This is a genomic window from Luteibacter sp., from assembly GCF_035539195.1.
GTDB lineage: Bacteria > Pseudomonadota > Gammaproteobacteria > Xanthomonadales > Rhodanobacteraceae > Luteibacter.
Map to the genome: position 1 here is coordinate 1 of NZ_DATLIW010000028.1, position 21,054 is coordinate 21,054.

The 21,054-nt window shown below is 65.5% G+C and carries 27 protein-coding genes; 26 read left to right on the top strand and 1 reads right to left on the bottom strand.

The genetic code is table 11. The annotated features are described in order from the left end of the window. Window positions 1–192: 192 nt before the first annotated feature. Entirely contained in the window at window positions 193–1,029 is an 837-nt protein-coding gene (locus tag VM621_RS08605; RefSeq protein ID WP_325468555.1) for a hypothetical protein, read from the bottom strand. A gap of 288 nt (window positions 1,030–1,317) precedes the next feature. On the opposite strand from VM621_RS08605, the gene VM621_RS08610 reads away from it, so the two are divergent. Genes VM621_RS08610 through VM621_RS08735 form a run of 26 tightly spaced genes read left to right on the top strand, consistent with a single transcriptional unit; the run spans window position 1,318 to window position 20,971 of the window. After that, window positions 1,318–2,457 carry a tetratricopeptide repeat protein gene (locus tag VM621_RS08610; protein WP_325468556.1) on the top strand — a complete coding sequence of 380 codons (1,140 nt, stop codon included), beginning with the start codon at window positions 1,318–1,320 and terminating at the stop codon, window positions 2,455–2,457. 1 nt (window position 2,458) lies between these two features. Further along, window positions 2,459–2,731 carry a flagellar biosynthetic protein FliQ gene (locus tag VM621_RS08615; RefSeq protein ID WP_325468557.1) on the top strand — a complete coding sequence of 91 codons (273 nt, stop codon included), beginning with the start codon at window positions 2,459–2,461 and terminating at the stop codon, window positions 2,729–2,731. Beyond that, window positions 2,728–3,477 carry a flagellar biosynthetic protein FliR gene (locus tag VM621_RS08620; protein WP_325468558.1) on the top strand — a complete coding sequence of 250 codons (750 nt, stop codon included), beginning with the start codon at window positions 2,728–2,730 and terminating at the stop codon, window positions 3,475–3,477. The genes VM621_RS08615 and VM621_RS08620 overlap by 4 nt, the downstream gene beginning before the upstream one ends. Window position 3,478: 1 nt before the next feature. Further along, complete coding sequence (locus VM621_RS08625; RefSeq protein ID WP_325468559.1) at window positions 3,479–4,555, top strand: EscU/YscU/HrcU family type III secretion system export apparatus switch protein; 1,077 nt, start codon at window positions 3,479–3,481, stop codon at window positions 4,553–4,555. Further along, window positions 4,552–6,624 carry a flagellar biosynthesis protein FlhA gene (locus VM621_RS08630; protein ID WP_325468560.1) on the top strand — a complete coding sequence of 691 codons (2,073 nt, stop codon included), beginning with the start codon at window positions 4,552–4,554 and terminating at the stop codon, window positions 6,622–6,624. Before VM621_RS08625 ends, VM621_RS08630 begins: the two co-directional genes overlap by 4 nt. 2 nt (window positions 6,625–6,626) lie before the next feature. Then, window positions 6,627–7,304 carry a flagellar hook basal-body protein gene (locus tag VM621_RS08635; RefSeq protein WP_325468561.1) on the top strand — a complete coding sequence of 226 codons (678 nt, stop codon included), beginning with the start codon at window positions 6,627–6,629 and terminating at the stop codon, window positions 7,302–7,304. Between the two features lie 4 nt (window positions 7,305–7,308). Further along, entirely contained in the window at window positions 7,309–8,076 is a 768-nt protein-coding gene (flgG, locus tag VM621_RS08640) for a flagellar basal-body rod protein FlgG (protein WP_325468562.1), read from the top strand. Continuing rightward, entirely contained in the window at window positions 8,073–8,756 is a 684-nt protein-coding gene (locus VM621_RS08645) for a flagella basal body P-ring formation protein FlgA (protein ID WP_325468563.1), read from the top strand. Before flgG ends, VM621_RS08645 begins: the two co-directional genes overlap by 4 nt. Further along, on the top strand, window positions 8,746–9,348 hold the full coding sequence (locus VM621_RS08650; RefSeq protein ID WP_325468564.1) for a flagellar basal body L-ring protein FlgH: 603 nt from the start codon (window positions 8,746–8,748) through the stop codon (window positions 9,346–9,348). The genes VM621_RS08645 and VM621_RS08650 overlap by 11 nt, the downstream gene beginning before the upstream one ends. Next, window positions 9,345–10,475: a flagellar basal body P-ring protein FlgI gene (locus tag VM621_RS08655; protein ID WP_325468565.1), complete on the top strand. Its 1,131-nt coding sequence runs from the start codon at window positions 9,345–9,347 to the stop codon at window positions 10,473–10,475. The genes VM621_RS08650 and VM621_RS08655 overlap by 4 nt, the downstream gene beginning before the upstream one ends. 9 nt (window positions 10,476–10,484) lie before the next feature. After that, the gene (locus VM621_RS08660) at window positions 10,485–10,859 is read left to right on the top strand and encodes a hypothetical protein (protein WP_325468566.1); all 375 of its coding nucleotides are present in this window, start codon (window positions 10,485–10,487) and stop codon (window positions 10,857–10,859) included. Beyond that, window positions 10,856–11,230, top strand: a complete 375-nt coding sequence (locus VM621_RS08665; protein ID WP_325468567.1) for a flagellar basal body rod protein FlgC — start codon at window positions 10,856–10,858, stop codon at window positions 11,228–11,230. The genes VM621_RS08660 and VM621_RS08665 overlap by 4 nt, the downstream gene beginning before the upstream one ends. A 2-nt stretch (window positions 11,231–11,232) precedes the next feature. Continuing rightward, window positions 11,233–11,532: a flagellar hook-basal body complex protein FliE gene (gene fliE / locus VM621_RS08670; RefSeq protein WP_325468568.1), complete on the top strand. Its 300-nt coding sequence runs from the start codon at window positions 11,233–11,235 to the stop codon at window positions 11,530–11,532. Between the two features lie 7 nt (window positions 11,533–11,539). After that, window positions 11,540–12,919 (top strand): flagellar basal-body MS-ring/collar protein FliF, encoded by a 1,380-nt coding sequence (gene fliF / locus VM621_RS08675; protein ID WP_325468569.1) that lies wholly within the window; start codon window positions 11,540–11,542, stop codon window positions 12,917–12,919. Next, a complete protein-coding gene (locus VM621_RS08680; RefSeq protein WP_325468570.1) occupies window positions 12,916–13,281 on the top strand; it encodes a hypothetical protein in 366 nt (121 codons plus the stop codon). The genes fliF and VM621_RS08680 overlap by 4 nt, the downstream gene beginning before the upstream one ends. 2 nt (window positions 13,282–13,283) lie before the next feature. Beyond that, on the top strand, window positions 13,284–13,943 hold the full coding sequence (locus VM621_RS08685; protein ID WP_325468571.1) for a FliH/SctL family protein: 660 nt from the start codon (window positions 13,284–13,286) through the stop codon (window positions 13,941–13,943). Beyond that, on the top strand, window positions 13,940–15,265 hold the full coding sequence (locus tag VM621_RS08690) for a FliI/YscN family ATPase (protein ID WP_325468572.1): 1,326 nt from the start codon (window positions 13,940–13,942) through the stop codon (window positions 15,263–15,265). Before VM621_RS08685 ends, VM621_RS08690 begins: the two co-directional genes overlap by 4 nt. After that, window positions 15,262–15,708, top strand: a complete 447-nt coding sequence (locus VM621_RS08695; protein WP_325468573.1) for a hypothetical protein — start codon at window positions 15,262–15,264, stop codon at window positions 15,706–15,708. Before VM621_RS08690 ends, VM621_RS08695 begins: the two co-directional genes overlap by 4 nt. Next, the gene (locus tag VM621_RS08700; protein WP_325468574.1) at window positions 15,705–16,490 is read left to right on the top strand and encodes a hypothetical protein; all 786 of its coding nucleotides are present in this window, start codon (window positions 15,705–15,707) and stop codon (window positions 16,488–16,490) included. The genes VM621_RS08695 and VM621_RS08700 overlap by 4 nt, the downstream gene beginning before the upstream one ends. Continuing rightward, window positions 16,480–16,905: a flagellar hook assembly protein FlgD gene (locus VM621_RS08705; RefSeq protein WP_325468575.1), complete on the top strand. Its 426-nt coding sequence runs from the start codon at window positions 16,480–16,482 to the stop codon at window positions 16,903–16,905. The genes VM621_RS08700 and VM621_RS08705 overlap by 11 nt, the downstream gene beginning before the upstream one ends. Before the next feature lie 11 nt (window positions 16,906–16,916). Next, on the top strand, window positions 16,917–18,083 hold the full coding sequence (locus VM621_RS08710) for a flagellar hook-basal body complex protein (RefSeq protein WP_325468576.1): 1,167 nt from the start codon (window positions 16,917–16,919) through the stop codon (window positions 18,081–18,083). After that, a complete protein-coding gene (locus VM621_RS08715; RefSeq protein WP_325468577.1) occupies window positions 18,076–18,819 on the top strand; it encodes a hypothetical protein in 744 nt (247 codons plus the stop codon). The genes VM621_RS08710 and VM621_RS08715 overlap by 8 nt, the downstream gene beginning before the upstream one ends. Window positions 18,820–18,839: 20 nt before the next feature. Then, a complete protein-coding gene (locus VM621_RS08720) occupies window positions 18,840–19,148 on the top strand; it encodes a FliM/FliN family flagellar motor C-terminal domain-containing protein (protein ID WP_325468578.1) in 309 nt (102 codons plus the stop codon). A gap of 5 nt (window positions 19,149–19,153) precedes the next feature. Further along, entirely contained in the window at window positions 19,154–19,501 is a 348-nt protein-coding gene (locus tag VM621_RS08725) for a hypothetical protein (RefSeq protein ID WP_325468579.1), read from the top strand. Further along, window positions 19,498–20,241 (top strand): flagellar type III secretion system pore protein FliP, encoded by a 744-nt coding sequence (gene fliP, locus VM621_RS08730; RefSeq protein WP_325468580.1) that lies wholly within the window; start codon window positions 19,498–19,500, stop codon window positions 20,239–20,241. The genes VM621_RS08725 and fliP overlap by 4 nt, the downstream gene beginning before the upstream one ends. A gap of 1 nt (window position 20,242) precedes the next feature. Beyond that, window positions 20,243–20,971, top strand: a complete 729-nt coding sequence (locus VM621_RS08735) for a sigma-70 family RNA polymerase sigma factor (protein ID WP_325468581.1) — start codon at window positions 20,243–20,245, stop codon at window positions 20,969–20,971. Window positions 20,972–21,054: the final 83 nt, after the last annotated feature.

Here is a 21,054-nt window from a genome sequence, read left to right on the forward strand (position 1 = left end):
CCCGACTCGGCCAGGCGCAGCGCGTAGATGACCTGTTCTTCGGTAAACCGCGACTTCTTCATCGCTCCTCCGGGGCCCGATCGGGCCGGTGGGTGAAGCGACCTTACCTCTAGTTATGGGCTGTGTCGAAAAAGCGGGATAGCGTCACTTCTTATGCGTCGTAGGAAGCATGGATCGATCACGTCCATTGAACTAACTCCAAAACTCAGCAAACGATGCCTGACGCTTCGTATCCGACGTCATATGCATCAAAGCGATCTCCTGTCCCGCTGGCCCCGGTTCCAGAAACCGGCCGGTGATGCGATGCCTCAGCGGTGGTGACAAATGACAAAGCCAGTTGCAGATCGCCGGGAGCGAGCTGACAACCAGTCCGTCAGTATGGATAGCCTCATTGAGTGCGCTTTGATCACAGATAAGCGCACCCTGCGTCGCATGGATACCGTCGCCAAAGCGCGCGCGCCAGGCCTCCCAATGCGGCGCGTCGGCGGTCAGTGCGAAGACGCCTGCGTTGTAATAGGTCTGCCACAACGTCCGTCGCGCGCTTGTCGAGCCGAAGTAGCGATACATGCGGTCGTAACGCCAGTGCGTGGATGCCTCAGTCTGTGCGTAGCTGAAGTGCACCTGGGGCACTAAGGCCATCCCGCATCCGCGTGCACCTGCCACCAGCCAGTCGATCGCCACCGCGTGTTGTACGTGCACGTCGGTGTCGATCCATACGTAGATGTCGTAGCCGGGCAGGTAGCGTCGCAGGTGGGGACGGACGGTCAGGACGCGAAGATACGCCTCGTTGAGCCGAATGCTCTCCGACACGTCGAAGTCCCATGCCGGCTCGATGAGCTGCACGCCGAGCGATCGCAGTGCCTCACGTGTCGCTTCGCTCAACCCCAGGTCGAAGCAGGCGACGTCATAGCCTCTCGGGCGCGCGGCGGCGCAGATCTCGGATCCCCAACCGCGCAGCCGAATGGCAAACGCTTCGTCTGCGCCGGTGACGATGACTACCCGTGGCGTCTGGTTCTGGATGCCGCTCATACCTTCTCCCGCGTCCGTGCGCGCTTTTTACATATGGACATAGTGAACCAACATGTGCAAAGCCGGCAAATTTGTAGGAAAAACCCTACACAACTATCAGGTTGTGGACTACAAGGATGACGCCGTAGATTCGCTGCTGCTGGAGCTTTGAGAAAAAACTCAAAAGCTCTCTATACGGGCAGTAGGCGTCCAGTTTCGGACGGCAGGGGGCATGGTGAGTTCTTCAATGGATGACGCGCAAAATATTGCGCGTGGTGAGCTGTCGTGCGCGCTCCAGGGAGCCTTTGCATGGATCGCCTGAGCGAACTACGTAATTTCTTTCGACAGGATCCCGAAAACTTGCCCCTGGCGATCGACCTGGTCGATGCGTTGCTTAGCGCGGGTGAAGTGGCTGAAGCCGATGCCTTGATCGCCTCCTGGCCATCCGCCTGGCTCACCCGCCCCGAATGCCAATTCCGGGTCGGTCGCTGTGCGATCGCCCGTGCGGACTACGCTGCCGCCGTGCCGCCACTGCGCAGCATGGTGGATGGTGGTGTCGACGAGCCGGCGGTCCATCACGATCTGGCGTACGCGTTGCTCGGCTTGGGTGACGTGGACGGTGCGGAGCGGGTGCTTGCACCGCTCGTGCCGCAGTCCATCGTGATACCGAGCATCGGCCTGCTGCATGCCCGCGTGCTTCACTACCGCCGCCGTTACGACGACGCCGCGCTCATTCTCGAAGCGATCGTTTCCGAGCGCCCGGACGATGCGCAGGCCTGGGGCGTCCTGGCCATGATCGAGATGGATCGGGAAGACGCCGACGCCGCTGGCTTTGCCGCAGGCCGTGCGCTGAGCCTGTCGCCGAACCAGCCCGACGCCCTTGCCACGCTGGGCACGCTTTCCCTGGCGCGCTTTGATTCCGAGGGTTCGTACGCCAGCTTCTCCCGCTTGCTGGAGTCGCAGCCGCATAACGGCCGCGCGCTGGCCGGTGCGGGCGAGGCTCTGCTTCTGCGGGGCGATTCGCAGGGCGCCCGTCCTCTGCTGGAGAAGGCGTCGCATGCCATGCCGGGGCATCTCGGTACGTGGCACGCGCTGGCCTGGTCTGCGCTATTGGAAGGGGACGTTACCGCGGCACGCGCGAGTTTCGATGCGGCGCTCGCCGCCGACCGCAACTTTGGCGAGAGCCATGGCGGTGTTGCGCTGGTGCATGCCTTGCGCGGTGAATTCGACGATGCGCGCCAGGGCGTGCGGGTGGCCTTGCGCCTCGATCCGGCCGGGCGTAACGCGCGTTACGCGCAGAGCCTTATCTGGCGTGCCGAAGGGCGCGAGCGTGAGGCGACAGCCATGGTCGACGGCATTCTCGCCGAGGTGGGCATCGATGCCGCAGGGCGTCCGGCGGACTTTTTCGCGCGCCTCCAGGCGCGGATCACCGGTACTGGCGAACACTGAGATGGACGCCGATACGGGCATGCACCTGCTCGCCGAGACGCTGCTCACGGCGGCGAAGATCTCCGCGCCGATCCTCGTCGGCACGCTGGCGATCGGTTTGCTCATCTCGGTGTTCCAGGTGGTGACCCAGATTCAGGAAATGACGCTGACCTTCATCCCCAAGCTGGTGCTCGTGGTCGGTATGTTCCTGCTGCTCGGCTCCTGGATGATGTCGGTGGTGGTGGAGTTCGCCAAGCGCGTGATCGGCATGGCCGGCGGATTCGGCGGCCCATGAGTCAGTCCCTTTCCCTTGCCGTGGTCGGGTGGCTGCTGGCCTTGCTGCGCTTCGCCCCGTTGCTGATCATTCCGGCGGTGACGCCTTTCAGCTGGGCACCGCTGCACGTGCGAATCCTCCTGCTGTTCGTTCTGTCAGTGTTGCTTGCGGGCGTCGCCCCCCTGGGCAGTTTGCCTGACGGGCTTTTCGCCGCGACGGTGTCCGAGTTGTTGATCGGCGGCTGCTACGGCCTGGCGGTGATGCTGCCGATGGCGGCACTGGGCCTGTCGGCACGCGTGCTCGATATCCAGGCGGGTCTGGCATCGGCGAGCCTGTTCAATCCCAGCCTGCAAACCAACGACACCACCCTCGGCAGTGCGCTGTCCATGGTGGGCACGTTCGCCTTCTTCGCGCTCGGGTTTCATTTGCTGGTGGTGCGCAGCCTGATCGCCTCGGCGCGCTGGCTGCCTCTCGGTGCCGGCGCGCGGCTGCCGGCGGCGGCGGCCCTGTTCGCGATGCTGGGCTCGCAGTTCCTGCTGGGCCTGATGGTGGTGATGCCGGTGATGATCGGCCTGTTCGCGATCGACGTGTTCGTCGCCATCGCGAGTCGCTCCATGCCCCAGGCCAATATCTATTTTCTCGCGCTGCCGATGAAGGTTGCCGCGGTGCTGGTGCTGCTCGCCGCCTCATTGAAGATGGCGCCGACGCTCATGGCACGCCTGTTCCGCGATGCGCTCGACGGCGCCAACGCGATGGTGGGAGGCTGAGATGGCTGACGACCAACAGGACAAGACCGAACAGCCCACCGCTTCACGCCTGCGCGATGCTCGGGAAAAGGGCCAGGCCGCGAAGAGCGCCGAGCTCACCGGCGTCATCACGTTGATCGTCTTCGCCGTCGCCTTTACCTCGGCGCTTGGCGGGCTGGCGGTGGCCTTTGCACGCGCCATGCGTGCTTCGTTGCTGATAGCGGGTGCAGGCCCCGCGCTATCGGGTGGCCTTGCACGCTGGCTGGCCGCGGCGTTCGCGCCGGCATGGAGCGCCTTGCTGCCCTCGCTGTTTGCCTTGGTGGTGACGGCCATCGCGGCTAACGTGATGCAGACCGGTTTCATGTTCTCGACCGAGCCGCTCAAGGCCGACTTTTCTCGCATGAGCCCGGTCAAGGGGTTCAAGCGGGTGTTCTCCATTCGCACGGTGTGGGATCTGTTTCGTCTGCTGCTGAAGATAGCGATCCTGGGCGTGGTGTTGTACGCCTTGAGTCACTCGCTCGAGGGCACCTTGCTGGCCTCGGCGACGCGCTCGCCGGCCGACATGCCGGCTTTGCTCGAGGAATCGTTCGTTCGCGTGCTGAAGTGGGTACTGAGCATGCTCGCCTTGATCGCGGTGCTCGATCTGCTGTTCTCTCGCCGCGAATTCATCCAGAAGCTCCGCATGAGTCGCCGTGACATGAAGGACGAGCACAAGCGCCAGGAAGGCGATCCGGCTATCCGCAGCAAGCGCCGCCGCCTGGCTCGCGACCTGCTCAAGAAAGCCCGTTCCATCGCCCGTGTGCCGTCCGCCGATGTGATTGTCACTAATCCCACCCATGTGGCGGTGGCGCTACGTTATCGACCGGCGACGATGCTCGCACCGATCGTCGTCTCCAAGGGTAGCGGCTGGATGGCAGCGCGTATTCGTCGCATGGCGGCGAACCATGGCGTCCCGATGATGCGGTCGCCGGAACTGGCACGCGCCTTGTTCCGCGATTGCGATGTCGACGATGCGATTCCCGCCGACCGCTACACCGAGACCGGTCTGGTCTACCGCTGGGTCATGGCCCGGCCCGGTCATAAGGTCCACGCCGCATGAACGCCTTCCGTTATCTCCTCAAAGGCAAGGGCGAGTTGCTGCTGGTCGGCGCGATGATCTTTATCCTCACGATCCTCTTCGTGCCGGTGCCGGCCGGGTTGCTGGATTTCCTGCTGATCGTGAACTTCAGCGTGGCCCTGCTGGTTCTGCTGATCACCTTCCTGACCGACTCGCCGCTCAACTTTTCCACGTTCCCGTCGCTGCTGCTGATCGCCACGCTGTTCCGCCTGGCGCTCAACGTCTCGGCCACCCGCCTGATTCTCGCCGGCGGCAATGCCGGTCACGTGATCGGTGCGGTGGGGGCGTATGTGGTGGGCGGCAACTACGTCATCGGCCTGGTGGTCTTCCTCATCCTGGTGGTCGTGCAGTACGTGGTCGTGACCAGCGGTGCGCAGCGCGTGGCCGAGGTCGCCGCACGCTTCACCCTGGACAGCATGCCCGGCAAGCAGATGAGCATCGATGCCGACATGAACATGGGCCTGATCGACGAGACGGAGGCCCGTCGTCGTCGCGCCCTTATCGAGCGGGAAGCGAATTTCTACGGCGCCATGGACGGTGCCACCAAGTTCGTCAAGGGCGACGCGGTCGCGGGCATCATCATCCTGCTGATCGACATCATCGGTGGCCTTTCCATCGGTATGCTCCAGCACGGCATGCCATGGACCGAAGCGGTGCACCGCTACACGCTGCTGACCGTGGGCGATGGCATCGTGACGCAGATCCCGTCGCTGGTTATCGCGGTGGCGACCGGCATCATCATCACGCGCGCCGCGTCCGACGGTGAGCTGGGCGGCGAGATCGCGCGGCAGGTGCTGTCGAATCCGCGCACCCTGCTCGTGGTCGGCATCACGCTGTTCCTGGTCATGCTGCTGCCCGGCCTGCCGGCCTTCCCGGTACTGATCGTGCTGGCCGGTATCGCGTTGATGATCAACGTGGCCAGGCATCGCAAGAGCGAGGCGGTGGAAGAGGCCCTGGTCGAGGCCGCGACCGTGAGCCGCGCCGAGGCGACGGCGCAGGAAGACGACTTCTATCGCAGCCTCGATATCGAGCCGCTGGAGATCCGCCTGGGTGCAGCGATCGCCGAGACCTTCCGCACGCGCACGGTGGAAATGAACGAGCGCGTGCAGGGCCTGCGCCGCCAGTTCGCGCTGGACTATGGTTTCGTGCTCCCGGCGATCATGACCCGCGAAGGCCAGCCGGGCACGGTGACGGATCACCAGTATCAGGTGTTCCTGCATGGCAACCGTATCGGGCAGGGCGAGCTGCATTTCGACGGCGTGCTGGCGATCAACCCGGGCGGCAACCGGCCGCGCCTCGAAGGCCGCGAGACTCGCGACCCGGCCTATGGTTTACCCGCTCAGTGGATTGCCCCGGAGTCGCGCCAGTTCGCGCGCGGTGCCGGCTACACACTGGTCGACCCGGACACGGTGCTGGTCACCCACCTCAACGAGCTGGTGAAACGCCATGCAGCCGAGCTGCTCAGCCGGGCCGAAGTCGAACGCCTGAGCATTCGCATGAAGGAACGTCATGCCAGCCTGGTCGACGAACTGATTCCTTCGGTGATGAGCTACACCGACGTGCAGAAGGTCTTGCAACAGTTGTTGCGCGAGCTGGTCAGCATCCGCCAGCTCGAAACCATCTTCGAAACCCTGGTCGATGCGGGCAAGACGACCAAGGTAGCCGAGGATCTCGCCGAGCGCGTGCGTGAGCGCCTGGGCGCGACGATCTGCCAGCGCGCAAGTAACGACCAGGGCGAGCTGCACGTGCTTACACTCGCCCCGGACTTCGAACGCTCCATGCTGGTGGCCTCACGCCAGCGCGAAGGGCAGGGGCCTCTCGTGGCCGACGCCACCCAGCTCGACGGTTTCCTTTCCAGCCTCGCACGGCAGTCCGACGCCATGCTCGGCAAGAGTCTCAGCCCTGTGCTGTTGTGCCCGGCGGCGCTGCGTCGCCAGATCCGCGCACTGATCCAGCGTTCCCTGCCGCATGTGGCCGTGATCGGGGTGAACGAACTCCCGGCCACGGTCATGGTGCGCGCTTTCGCCACTGTCACTCCTTCGGCGACCTGACCATGACCGATCCGATTTCTTACATTGCCCGCTTCCTCAGTGCAGATGTGCGCGCACTCGGCACGCTGAGCCAGAACGTGGCGAACATGACGACGCCGGGCTACCGCGCGCTGCGCCGCGTGGAGGGCTTCGGTGCAACGCTGACCGCTTCTACCAGCGTGAACCGCGACGATGGCGCACTGATCCATACCGGCAGGCCGCTCGATCTGGCCCTGCAGGGTCCGGGCTTTTTCCAGGTCACCGATGGCGACCGTACCTTCCTCACCCGCAACGGCCAGTTCGTCCTCGGTGCGGACGGTCGTGTCGTCGATGCGCGGGGCAGGGCACTCGTCGGCGAATCCGGTCCGCTGTCGATCGCCGGCGGTGCGATCACCATCGGTGAAGACGGCTCCGTGCGTGCCGACGGCGAGGATGTCGACCGCATTGGCCTTGTCGACGTGCCGGCGGACGTTTCGCTCGATGTGCTCGGTGACGGTCTCTACAGCGCGCCCGACGGGAGCACGTCGGAGGCCAGTGCCAAGGTGCATCAGGGCGCGCTCGAAGGTTCCAACGTCGACCCCGGCAGCGAGATGGTAAAGCTCATGGAGCTCACCCGCCACGCCGGTTCGGTACAGCACGCCATCTCCACTTATCACTCGGCGGTCATCGCCGGGATCGACGAACTCGGCAAGGAATCCTGATCCCATGATCGACGCACTCCATATCGCCGCCAGCGGCCTGACGTCGCAGCAACAGCAGATCGACGTGATCTCCAACAACCTGGCCAACATGCAGACGCCCGGCTACAAGCGCTCGCGCGTGGCGTTCGCCGACGTGTCCTCGCTGACGCCCGCCCAGGCGCGCGAAGGCCAGGCGACGAACGAGGTGGGCGCAGGCACCCAGATCACCACGACCTCGCCGGTGATGGTGGATGGCACGATGCAGGAGACCAACAACCCTTGGGACCTCGCCATCCAGGGCAATGGTTTCTTCGAAGTGCAGAATGGGGACAGCGATCGCCTCTACACTCGTGCCGGCAGCCTGAAGATCGACAGCGACGGTTATGTCGCGACGGCCTCCGGCCAGCGTCTCGCCCAGGGCATCCAGATTCCCGCAGACGCTACGCACATCGTCATTGCCACCAACGGCGAGATCAGTGCCCAGCTCCCCGGTGACAAAACCACCACCGTCATCGGCCAGATCGAACTCTCCACCTTCGCCGCGCCCGAGGCATTGCGCTCCGTGGGCGGGAACAACTTCGCCGCGACCGACCTTTCCGGCGACGCCACGGTCGGCAAACCGGGCGATGCCGGCTTCGGCACGGTGACTCAGGGCTATATCGAAGGATCCAATGTCGATCTGGTGAGCGAGATGTCCACGCTCGTCCTTGCACAGCGTGCCTACCAGCTCAACGCACGCGTGTTGCAGGCCTCGGACCAGATCCTCGACACGATCAACAACCTCAATCGATGAGCGCTCGTTTTCTCCTTCCCTTGCTGGTGGCGCCATTCGCCAGCGCGGCGGCGGCCGCACCCACGACCACCGACGCCGTGGTGGAGGCTGCACGCTCGTCGGTCGAGACGAGTCTCGGCCAGCGCTACGGCCAGATCGATCTGGCTGTGACGGGGCGCCCGGCCGCGGTACCGAAAACGGACGTCGCGTTGCGCGCGATGCCGGTCGTTGGCCGCTTTCCGCGTGAGCGCTTCACCGTGGATGTGGAGCTGCTGCGTGACGGGCGCGTCGTCGGCAAGGCGACCGTCGGCTTCTCCCTGCACGCGAGCACCGAAGGTTGGGTCTACAGCGCCGATGCGCACGACCACGACCTGGCGACTGCCGTGACGATGCAGCGACAGACCGTGGACGTGGCGCATGGCGAATGCGTGACGCCGGAACAGGTCGAGGGACTTCGACTCAAACACAACGTGAGGGCGGGGCAGGCCGTGTCGTTGGCGGACTTCGAGCGCGTGCCGGACATCGACAACCGGCAGCCTATCCGCCTGCGTGCCGCGTTCGGTGACATCACCGTGGAGCGTGCCGGCATGGCCATGCGAGCGGGCAATCGTGGCGATGTCGTCACCGTCCAGGTGGATGGTGCGACGGCGCCGGTCAAGGCGACGGTCACCGACCGGGGAGAGGCGGAACTTGTCCAGTAAACATCACGCCATCGGGCGGCTGGGCCTCGCGCTGCTCGTCGCGCAAGCGATGCCGCTGGCGTTCGCTCAGGACCACGGCACCGGCATGATCGACCCGCGGACCTACCACGGCCTCGCTGAGGATCGTCGTGCCTGGCGCATCGGCGACACGCTCACCGTGCTCGTGGTGGAGACCTCGCGTGCGTCGGCCGCCGCCAATACCGATTCCTCCAACGATGTGACCCTCGCAGGCGCCGTCCGCGGTACGCACGCCTCGCACAGCGGCTCGATCGGTATTTCCGGCAGTGACACCGGCGCGGGGCAGACCACGCGCTCGGGCGCCCTGCAGGCACAGCTGGCGGTGCGTGTGGTCAATATCGACCAGGTCGGCACGCTGATCGTTCACGGCGAACAGGCGGTCGTGGTCAACGGCGAAACGCAGCACATCGCGCTCAATGGTGCGGTTCGCCCGGAGGACATCAGCTCGGGCAACACCATCCTGTCGACGCGTATCAGCGAAGCCCACATCGAGTTCACCGGCCGTGGTGACGTGAGCGCGCCGCAGCGCCGCAGCATTCTCTATCGCATCACGAAATGGCTGGGTCTCCTATGACACGCCTGCAGCGACTCGTCCTCTTTACCCTGGCCCTGTGCGCGATGCCGATGGCCTTCGCGCAGCAGACCTTCGTGGGTGTGCGCCTGAAAGAGATCGCGCGTGCGGAAGGCGTGCAGGACAACGCCTTGATCGGTTACGGCCTCGTGGTTGGCCTGGCGGGTTCGGGCGATACTTCGCGCAATCACGCCACCTTGCAGTCGGTCGGAAACACGCTGAGCCACTTCGGCATCAACGTGACGCCGGAAGACCTCAACAGCCGCAACGTGGCGGCGGTGATGGTGACCACCACCTTGCCGGCGTTCGCCGAGCCGGGTCAGAAGCTCGACGTGTCCGTGGCATCGATCGGCGACGCGCGCAGCCTCAGTGGCGGAACGCTGCTGCTGGCGCCGCTGGATGGTCCCGACGGGCAGCTCTACGCGCTGGCGCAGGGCGCGATCTCCACCGGCAGCTACAAGGTCCAGTCGTTCGGCAGCTCCGAGCAGAAGAACCACCCGACCGCCGGTAACGTGCCCGAGGGTGCCACGGTGCAGCGCGCCGCGCCGCTCGGCGACCTGGGTACGGCGGGACGGATCAACATCATCCTGTACCAGCCCGACTTCACCACCGCCACGCGGGTCGCCCAGGCCATTCGTCGCGCCATACCCGGCGCTACCGCCACGGCGGCACACGCGGGCAAGGTGGTGGTGGACTTCGGTGCCGGCTCACCCAGCGCGGTGCAGAACATCGCCGCGCTGGAAAGCGTGATGGTCGAACCGGACCAGGTGGCACGCGTCGTCGTCAACGAACGCACGGGCACGGTGGTCTCGGGCGGCGATGTGCGGCTGGCCAGCGTGACGATTTCGCAGGGTGACCTTCGCGTATCGATCAAGACCGATTACCTCGTGTCGCAGCCGGACGGCGTGTTCGTCGACCCGGGTCGCAACGTACGTACCGCCGTGGTGCCCGAATCGAAGATTCGCGTCAACGAGGACGACGCACGCATGGTCAACCTTCACAACGGGGCGACCGTGGCCGACCTGATTGCCGCGCTGCGTTCCATTCATCTCTCCACCCGTGACGTCATCAGCGTCCTGCAGTCGATCAAGGCTGCTGGTGCGTTGCGTGGCGAACTCCTCATCCAATAAGCCGCCCTCATGACGATCAACAGCCTTACCGTAGGTGCCGTTGACCTCGCGCTCGACATGGCCCAGCGCCGTGCCGAAGTGGCGAGCCGCAACATCGCCCTGACCAATGTGCCGGGCAGCCGCATGGAGCGTCCGGATTTCGCGGCCGCCAACGATCTTCTCGGTCGCGTGGCGCAAGGCGACGCGATTCCGCGCGACACCCTGGGCTCGGTGGATATCCGTGCGACGACCTCGCAGCCGAGCCTCGGCGTCGAAGGCGAGGGCGACGTGGATGGCCAGGTGGCCGACCTCGCGCTGGCCAGTGCGCATTTCCAGGCACTGTCCGAGGCACTCAACCGCCAGTTCGGCCTGATGTCGATCGCGCTTTCCGGAGACCAGTCATGAGTACGGATGCCATCTTTGCCGTCACCCGCCAGGGCCTCGATTTCGAGCGCGGCCGCATGGAGGCAGCGAGCCGCCGCATCGCAACCGCCAACCTGCCGCTTGCCACCCGACGCGATGCCCTCAAGGCGGCAGGCGCGAACGAGTTCGCCGCCACCCTGCCGGGTACCGACTCGGCTGACGGGGCACACAACGTACAGGATCCGCAAAGTCCGCTTGCCGGGGCGGACGGCATGGTGGCCTATCCCGATACCGACCTCGCGCAGGAAATGTCGACGCTCATGTCGGCACAGCGCGGCTACCAGGCGGACATCCGTGCGTTCAACGCCCTGCACGGCATGTTGCTCAAGTCGCTGACGATCGGGGGACGCTGACCGTGATCGAAGCGATTGCTCCCCTGGGCGCCATGCCCGACCTCGAGAAACCGGCCCTCGTGCTGCCGCCCGTGACCCAGGGGCCGACGTTCGCCACGGCGATCGGAGACGGCCTTGCCGGTATCAACCAGTCGGTGACCGCGGCTGATTCGGCGACACGTGCCCTTGCCGCTGGCGAGGACATCCCCGTGCACGACGTAATGATCGCGCTGGAAGAAGCGCGGGTGGATATGCAGATGGTGGTGCAGGTGCGTAATCGCCTGCTCTCGGCGTACCACGACATCGTAACGATGCAGGTCTGACGCGCGCATGGAACAGGCAAAGACATTCTGGCAGGACTGGTCCACGCAGAAGCGGGTCACGCTCATTGGTGGCGCCCTGGCCATCATCGCTATCGGTGCGGCCCTGGCCTGGTGGTCGATGCGCCCGCGCTTCGAAACCTTGTTTTCCGAACTGAAGGAAACCGATGCGGCCGAAATCAGCGCGGCACTCGACACGCTGCAGGTACCGCATCATTTTGCCGACGGCGGTGCGACCTTGCTCGTGCCGTCCGACGCGGTGTACGACACGCGCATGAAGCTCGTCGCACAGGGCGTGCCGCACGGCGGAAGCGTCGGCTTCGAATCCTTCAAGGATTCGGACTTTGGCGTGACCGAGTTTGCGCAGCGCGTGAACTACCAGCGGGCCTTGCAGGGCGAGCTGGAGCGGACCATCGGTTCGATCGCTGAAGTGGCTTCGGTGCGGGTGCATCTCACCCTGCGTCGGGCTGGCATGTTCGAAAGCGACGAGTCGCCGTCCAAGGCGTCGGTGACGCTTGCATTGCATCCCGGAAGCACGCTCGAACCGCGCCAGGTGGCGGGCATCCAGCGGTTGGTTGCCTCTGCCGTGGAAGGCTTGGTGCCGGAGCGCGTCGCCGTGCTCGGGCCGGGAGGCATGCCGCTGTCCAGTGGCTCCGGCAACGCGGCGGAGCAGGGTGACGAGCAAGCTCGTATTGAAAGCCGGCTGCGGCAGCGCGTGGATGGCCTCTTGCACGACGTGCTCGGCGACGGTGCCCGCTACAGCGTTTCCGTCGATGTAAGACTCAATTACGACCGTGTGAAACAGGTGAGCGACCGGCTCGTCGCGCAGGGAAAGGATGGCAATGGCCTTGTCGTGCGGCAGAAATCCTCGACCAACCACGGAGCGACGACCGCTGAAGGCGAAGCGGGTCGCAGTGGTGGCGATTCCGAACTCGAATTCGCTCACGGTCGTGAGCAGGAAGAAGTGGAGCGGGCCCCCGGTCGGATCGACCGCATCAGCATTGGCGTTATCGTCCCCGCGGGCCTCGATGCGGCGACGATGTCACACCTCGAAGCCGTGATCGGTGCGGCGGCGGGACTGGATACGCAGCGTGGTGACCGACTTGACGTCGCGGCCGTATCCGGCGTGACGCGCGTGGCGCCGGCCGCGGCGCACGCATTGCGCCCTGCGCCGCCTGTGGCGGCGATAGCCAGCCGTGCGACGCCGGCAAGCGATGTGCCGGTCTGGATGTGGGCTGTGCCGGGAAGCGCGCTGCTTGCCGGTGTTATCGGTGCCGGTTTCGGTGTCGCGGCACAGCGTCGTCGTCAACCGAAGCGCCTGGCTCTGGCCGAGCGCGAACGTCTGCTGGCCGACGTCCGCCAGTGGATCGATGTGGCGGAGTCGCGATGAACCGCGCGGGCCTTCGCTACACCGCACTGCGCCTGGCGACGCTGCATCCCGCCGATCGCGACTGGCTGCTCGAGCGCCTGCCGGTGGCGGCGGCTGACGCCCTGCGTGCGCTCGGCAAGACACCGGGTCTGGACCGCCTGGCCCGGGTCGCGGACAGCATCGAGCCGCCCCGTGAGCCTGCCGAAACACCGGTCACGCCAGTCACCGACGATCGTCCGCTCCTTATCCCGCGCGACCTCGATCCGACCTGGGCGGCCCTCTGGGCCCAGGCAAGCGGTGGCGTGCATGGCGAGGGTCCGATGCCAGCGCGACTCCGGGCCGCCTTGACGAGCTGGGTGCCACCGAAGGACGTGGACGCGTGAACATGGACGACGAACAAGGCGCCCGTCGTGTCGAAGCGAACGTGGTGAGCCGCGGTGTGGCGCGACGCCTTACCGCGTCGTCCGGCGCGGGCATCTCCGCGGACGAACTCGATCATCGGCTCGGATTCGACCTGGGCTACCGCGATGGTCTTGCTCGCGCCACTGCCGAGGCCGAGACAGCAGCTATCGAAGCAAGGTTGAACTGGGAAGCCCAGGCGCAAGTGCAACTCGATACCGCCCTCGCCGAACTGACGACGGCGCGGGAGCGACTCACGGTCGCCGCCGACGCCTTGAATGTGGCCTGCCTCGACGAGCGCGACTGGGCGGTCGGTCTCGCTGTCGAGATCGCTTATGCGGCGGTTGTGCGCCTGCTCGGCGAACGTCATGCGCAGAACGATCTGATCGGCGCGCTGTGCGCACGGGTGGTGCAGGACATCCCGGAGCGTCCTCTACGCCTGCGGGTGCCGCCGGACGATGTGGAGGCTGTATCGGCGCATGTGCGCGGTATGAGCGTGGACGGTGACGAGCGTCTCTCCCGTGGTGCCTGCGTGCTCGAAACGCCGCGCGGTCGTGTCGTTGCCGGTCTTGCCGAACGCTTGTCCGTACTGCGCGATACCTTGCTTGCCGTGGTCGGCGCCGGCTCCGGGAGCCCGGGCGCATGAACGCGGCAGCGGCTCTCCTTGATGCCATCCAGTCCATGCCGGTGGGCTACCGTGAGGGTGAGGTGGCCGCCTGTAACGGGCTGGTGATCGAGGCCTATGGACCCGATGCCCGCATGGGCGAGGTATGCGAGTTGCATTCGCGGGATCATGGCGCGCCGGTGCTGACCCAGGTCATCGGGTTTCGCGAGGGACGGGTGCTGTTGATGCCCTATGGCGATACCGCCGGTGTCGCCGTGGGCGATCGCGTGCGGGCCTGCGGCATCGAACTCTCCGTGCCGGTGGGCCCGGCGTTGCTCGGTCGCACGATCGACGCTTTCGGCCGGCCCCTCGATGGCGGACCGCCGATCCAGGCGGAAGCGCAATGGCCGGTACGACGTGAGCCCATCGAGCCGCTTCGTCGCCGCGACGACAACGACGTCCTGGAAACCGGGGTGCGGGTCGTCGATACGCTGCTCACGCTGGGCAAGGGCCAGCGTGTCGGGGTGTTCGCTGGTTCGGGCGTGGGCAAGAGCACCTTGCTCGGCATGCTGGCGCGCCATGTACGCGCCGACGTCGCCGTGATCGGCCTGATCGGCGAGCGCGGCCGGGAGGTGGGTGACTTCATTGCGCACGCCTTGGGGCCCGACGGCATGCGCCGGGCGGTGGTCATCGCTGCGACTTCCGACCAGCCGGCGCTGGTGCGAGCGCATGCGACACATGTCGCTCATGCCGTCGCCGAGTACTTTCGCGACCAGGGCAACGATGTCCTGCTGATGGTCGATTCGGTGACGCGGTTCGCGATGGCCCAGCGCGAGATCGGCCTCGCCGCGGGCGAGCCGCCGACCTCACGCGGTTATCCGCCGTCCGTCTTCAACGCGCTGCCACGCCTTACGGAGCGTGGTGGCGCGATCACCGGCGCAGGGTCTATTTCCAGCATCTACAGCGTGCTGGTGGAAGGTGACGACATGAACGAGCCCGTCGCCGACCACATGCGTGCCTTGCTCGACGGGCACATCGTGCTGACGCGCGAGCAAGCGAACCGTGGCCAGTGGCCGGCGGTGGACCCGCTGCAAAGCGTCAGTCGCTGGGTCGGCCGGTTGATGACGCGCGAGGAGCGTGAGCTGGCCACCGAGGTCCAGCGGCTTTTCGCCACTTACGAGGCATCGCGCGACCTCATCGACATGGGTGCCTGGCAACGTGGCGCCAACGCGACGCTGGACCGTGCCGTGGAACAGGTGCCGGCGCTCCAGGCGTTGTTCCGCCAGGCGCCGGGCGACAGCCACGATCGCGACGACGGTTACACTCGTCTCTCGGCGCTCCTCGCCAGCGGGGAGGCGGCATGAGGAACGCGCGCGTACGACTCGCGACGCGAATCGCAGCAGTCGAGGCCTTCCGCGAAGAGCGCGACCGCCAGAAGCTCGCCGTGGCCCGCCACGAGTCGACCCTCGCCGAGGCGGCGCTGACGAAAGCCGAGCTGGCCTGGCGTGGGATCGAAGAAGAGCGCGCCGTCGCCCTTGCCGTGCATCACGACCTTGCGCGCTACATGCTTTGGGGCGACCTCGCCGCCCATGCCTGTGATGTGCACGCGCTGGCGACCACGAAAGCGACCCTTGCCGATGCGATGGCGACGGAAGCTTCTCAACATTGGGCCGACGCGCGCGTGCGCGCCGACGCCACGCAGGACCGCGCCGAGCGTGTCGAACGCGATGACACCGCGGCCGTCGACGCGCGTATCTTCGCCGATGCGGTGGATCTGTGGCTGTCGCGTGCGCAGAGGCCGGCGTGAAGACCCTTCCTTCCGAACAGATGGCCGTCCGCGAGACCGATGCGGCGCGCAAGACACGCGACGACACCCGGGAATCATTCGAGCGCCACATCACATCCGCGAAGATGGAGACAGGTAGCGATGCAGGCCGGGCGGATCATGTCGATATCGGCGTGGCCGCCACGCCTGACGCGAACGCCAAGCCGTTTGCACCGGCCGCCGCCGTGAATGCAGTGCCCTTGGCGCCGACAGATGCGCTGTTCGGCAGCGGCGCGAGGGTCTACCCGCAAGGGCTTGCCGTGGTCGGTTACCTGTCCATGCTGGCGGCGGCGACGGATACGTCCCCCGATGGCCCGGTGGTTCTTTCCGCGGATACGCCGGCTGCAAACGCAACGATGCGGCCGCTGGTCGGCGCGCCGTCGGCTATCGCGGCTGGGCATGGCGACACCGATGTTGCGGCACCGACGCCCATGGGACGTGCTTCGCTCAGGAGTGCCGAGAGTGCCGAGAGTGCTGATGAGGCGTCCGATGCGACGCCTGTTTTGACCGGCATGGCCGACATGCCCGCATGGCTCGCTCGGCGGGTTTCATTCGCCGGTCGGGGCGCAACGACCACGTTGCGCCTGCGCGACTACCGCATCGGCGACGCCGGCCACGGCGACCTGGTCGATCAGTTGCTGCGCTACGCCAGCACGCAGGACCAGTCGGTCGGTCGCGTCGTCATCAACGGTCGCGAGGTCTGGCGGCGGGACGGCATGGACACACATATCAACGAACAGGGAGTGACGTGGCATGACAGTTGATTCGATTGGTGCTGTTCTCGGTGCCTCCGACACCGCCTCGGGTGTGCAGGCGAAGTCGATCGACCAGCAGGATTTCGTTCGCCTGTTCGTCAGCGAGTTGCAGTTTCAGGATCCGATGCAGCCACTGGATAACAGCCAGTTCCTGCTGCAGATGTCGCAGTTCGAGAGCATCGAACTGGCGGGAGAAACCAACCAGGGCATCCAGGACATGCTGACGATGAACTCGTCGAGCCAGTCCATGACCTTGCTCAATCACGCGGTACAGGTCACCGATTCGGATGGCTCGACATCCGCCGGAAAGATCAGCGCCGTGGAATTCACCACCGGTGGCGTTCAGCTCTCCGTGACCGATAGCGCCACGGGTGCGGTCGTCACCGGGGTGCGCATGTCACAGATCAGTCTGGTCCAGCCCTAAGGAGCGACACAATGCTGCAGGCACTTTATAACGGCTTGTCGGGTCTGTTCGGCTTCTCCAAGAGCCTCGACGAGATCGGCGACAACATCTCCAACATGAATACACCGGGCTATCGCGGCCAGAGCGCCTTCTTCGAGAACGTCGGCAGCGGCATCGGTTCGCAGCTGAGCGGCGAGCAGACCGACCTCCAGCAAGGCGATACGCAGCAGACGGGGACTGGCACCGACGTGGCGATACAGGGCAACGGCCTCTTTGTCCTGAAGAGCGATCGCGGCGATACGTTCTACACGCGAGCCGGGCACTTCCGTTTCGATGGCAATGGCATCTTGATCGACGACAACACGGGCTATCGCGTCGCGTCGCTGAACGACGCAGGCCAGGCAGCGGACTTCGATATCTCCAGTCTCGCCACGTTGCCGCCGGTGGCGACGACCTCGATCGGATTCACGGGCAATCTGCTGGTGAAGACGGACACGACCAAGCAGGTCACCGGGCTGCAGGTGTACGACGCGTCGGGCGGTGTGCACACGCTGACGCTCACCTTGACGAACACCAACGCCGCGACGCCGAACAGCTGGTCGGTGTCCGTGAAGGACGATAGCGGCGCGCTGGTCGGATCCGGGCAGATTCGCTTCGATTCGACCGGTTCACCGATGGCAGGGTTCAGCGATATGACCCTGAACCTTGCCTACAATGGCAACAAGCAGAACGTGAAGCTTTCGTTCGGTACGGCGGGGACCTTCAGCGGCGTTACGCAGATCACCGGCGGCACGTCGTCGCTCGGCGGCAAGGTGGCCGACGGTCACGGCGTGCTCGGTGTGTCGAACTCGACCTTCGATGACGACGGTGTTCTGCAGATCACCTATACCGACGGCGAGACCGTGAGCGGGCCGCGCCTCGCACTGGCGAAGGTGTCGGACGAACAGCAACTCGTCCTGCAGCAAGGTGCCATGTACCGCGCGCCGGGCTCCGTGGACGTGAAGCTCGGCAAGGCGAACGATGCCGACTTCGGATCGATTGTCGGTGGCAGCCTCGAGTTGTCCAATGTGGATCTCACGCGCGAGCTGACGCAGATGATCATCGTCCAGCGTGGGTACCAGGCAAGCTCGCGCGTTCTCACCGTAACGGACAGCATGTTGCAGGAGCTGTACTCCAGCACGGGAGGCGGCGGTGGCTGATCGCTTCGGTTGGATTGGAACGACCCGCCAGCAGTTCGTCGTCGATTGGGTCGCCGCGCAGGTGCGCGAGTGGTGGGGCGACTGGTCGGCGCTCGACGCCGCACCGGCGGTGCGACTCGCTGAAACGATGGACAGTCTGGCGGACGCCGGCGATGACGCTACATCGCTGCTATTAACGACCGATTTCTTTTTGGCGATCCCGGGTCCGTCTGCCCTTGCGGGCGCCTTCGTCGGCGTAGCGGTCGATGCGCCGGGATCGCTGGCGAGCTACGTCGGCGAAGAGGCGACGCACGACCTGGTGCATCGCCTTTCCCGCGATGACCGCCGAAAGGCTTCGCAGCTGCCGGACGCGGCGGCATTGCCGCCAGCATTGTCCGATCCGAGGCTGGGATGCGTCGCCCTGACGGTGGAGATAGGCGGACTGGCCTTGCGCATCCGGCTGGCGAGACGCCTGGTCGACACGATCCACTCGCCGGAGCGCGCTCGCGGTGTGTCCCTGACCACGCTTCGTCTCGCCATCGGCGAGGCTTCCGCCCGGCTTCGTGGCCAGCTGGACCTCGGCGAGATTGCACTCGCTGAACTACGAGCGCTCAAGCCCGGCGATGTCCTCGTCACACGCGCCCGGCTGGAGACGTTGCCTGCGCTCGTTATCGAAAGCGACGGCGCTGCAGTCGTCGCACGCGCCCAACTCGGCGAGCACCGGGGCCAGCGCGCCCTGCAATTGCTCGCACCCTGATATCCAAGGAGCACCCCATCATGAGTTCCGTCCTGGTCGAACCCCTCGAACTTGAAACGCTGGTAAACCCCGCCTCGGATGAGCCGGCGGCGAGCCTGGCCACCGATCTGTCAATGGTCGGGCACGTGCGCGTCAGCCTCACGGCGATCCTCGGCGACGTGGAGCTGCCGTTGGCCGAGCTGATGGATCTGAAGGCCGGCGTGGTCGTTGCGCTCGACCGACAGATGGATGAGCCAGTGACACTTGCACTCAACGGCAAGCCGGTTGCGACGGCTCATCTCGTCGCCGTGGGCGATCACTTTGGCGTACAGATCGAGAAAGTGCTCTGAATCAGATGCCTGTCATGCCGGCGCATGCGTCGTCGACGGCGGCGATTCCGTTCGAACAGCCCGCTGCGGCACCGATGGCCGGCTCCACAGGCGGCCTGCTTGTCGCCACAGTGCTGCTGGGTGCGGCGTTCGTCGTGCTCTGGTGGCTGCGCCGTCGTGGCTTCGGAGGCGTTCCCGCTACAGGCGCGGCGGAACGCGGTGGCGACTCTCGCCTGACGGTGGCTCAGAGGTTGCGTCTGGGCCCGACGTGCAGTGCCTTCGTCGTGCACGACGGCGACACACGCCTGCTTATCGTCGAATCGCGTTATGGCGTGCACGTCAGTTCATTGTCTCCGACGGAGCCGGCACCATGACGCGGTATCGCTTTGCATCGCTCGGCATGTCCATGGCGGTGGCGTTGCTGGCATTCGCGTGGCCACACGCCGCCTTCGCCGACCCATGGAGGGACATGGCGGGGCAGCCCGACATCGCCCCTGCACTGCGCCAGGTGATGATGCTTACGGCGCTGTCGATGATTCCCGCGCTGTTGATTGCGATGACATCGTTCACCCGGATCGTGATCGTCCTGTCGATGATTCGTGGCGCGCTCGGTCTGCAGCAGACGCCCCCCAATGTCGTGATCATCACGCTGTCACTGTTCCTCACGCTCTTCTCCATGTCACCGGTGCTGCAGGCGGCCAAGGAACGCGCCGTCGACCCATGGGTCGCCAAGACGATGGATACCGGCTCGGCGGTGGCTGCAGGCTTTCAGCCGTTCAAGGAGTTCATGATCCGGCAGACGCGTGAGGGCGACCTGCGCGCGGTCGTCGACATGGCTCGTGCGCCGCAACCGAAGAACCTCGACGAAGTACAGGCGCTGCATCTCATTCCGGCGTTCATGCTCAGCGAATTGCGCACCGCGTTTCAGATTGGCTTCGTCATTTTCCTTCCCTTCCTGCTCATCGACCTGGTGGTCGCTGCCATCCTCATGGCGCTCGGCATGATCATGGTGCCGCCGGCGACGGTGAGCCTGCCGCTGAAGATCCTGCTGTTCCTGCTGATCAACGGCTGGGTCCTGGTGGCACAGGCGCTGCTTGGAAGCTACCGGCACTGACATGGCCACCGCCGCTCCGTCGATTTCCGAGGTAGACCTGCCCGAGACCGCGGCGGCGGTATGGCGCCGATGCCGCGAGGGATGGGAGCAGGGTCGTGCGGAATTGGCTCGACGCTACGCGCCCTGGGTACGCTCGGTGGCGCGCAGTGTCTTCCTGCGGGTCCGCGGCCGAAGCGACGACTGGCCCGATTACGTGCAAAACGCCATGCTCGGCATGCTCGAAGCGATGAATTCGTTCGATGTGGAGCGAGGTGTTCCGTTCGAAGCGTACGCGCGACCCCGCGTCCGCGGTGCCGTGTTCAACGGCCTTCGTGCCTTACGAACGCTGCCCCCGGAACTGAGTGGAGCGCGGCTGTCCGAGGAGTCGGTAGCATCCCTGCTCGACGATGAACACGACGACCCAGTCGAGCGCCTGATCGCCATGGTCTCGGGGCTGGCGCTCGGCCACGGATTGTCGCTTCATGGCGATATGGCCGCGATGGTCGAACCTACCGGGCCTTACGATGCGGCAGTGCGTAGCCAGTTAGGCGAGCGTCTGTCCAAGCATCTGAAGCGGCTGGGCGAGCGGGAACGACTGGTGCTGGAGTGGCACTATCTTCAGCACCTGTCGTTTACCCACGTCGCCGATACCCTGGGTATTTCACGGGGGCGCGTGTCCCAGCTGCATCGACAGGCGCTTCTGCGTCTGCGCGAGCGTATGATACACGACCAATGGCAGCAGTCCCTGTGACTGGCCGGCGCGAAGGGTAGTCTACCGTGGATCCGATACGTCCCGACGCATCGCAAGTGCTCATAGAGACGCTGGCCTCCCTG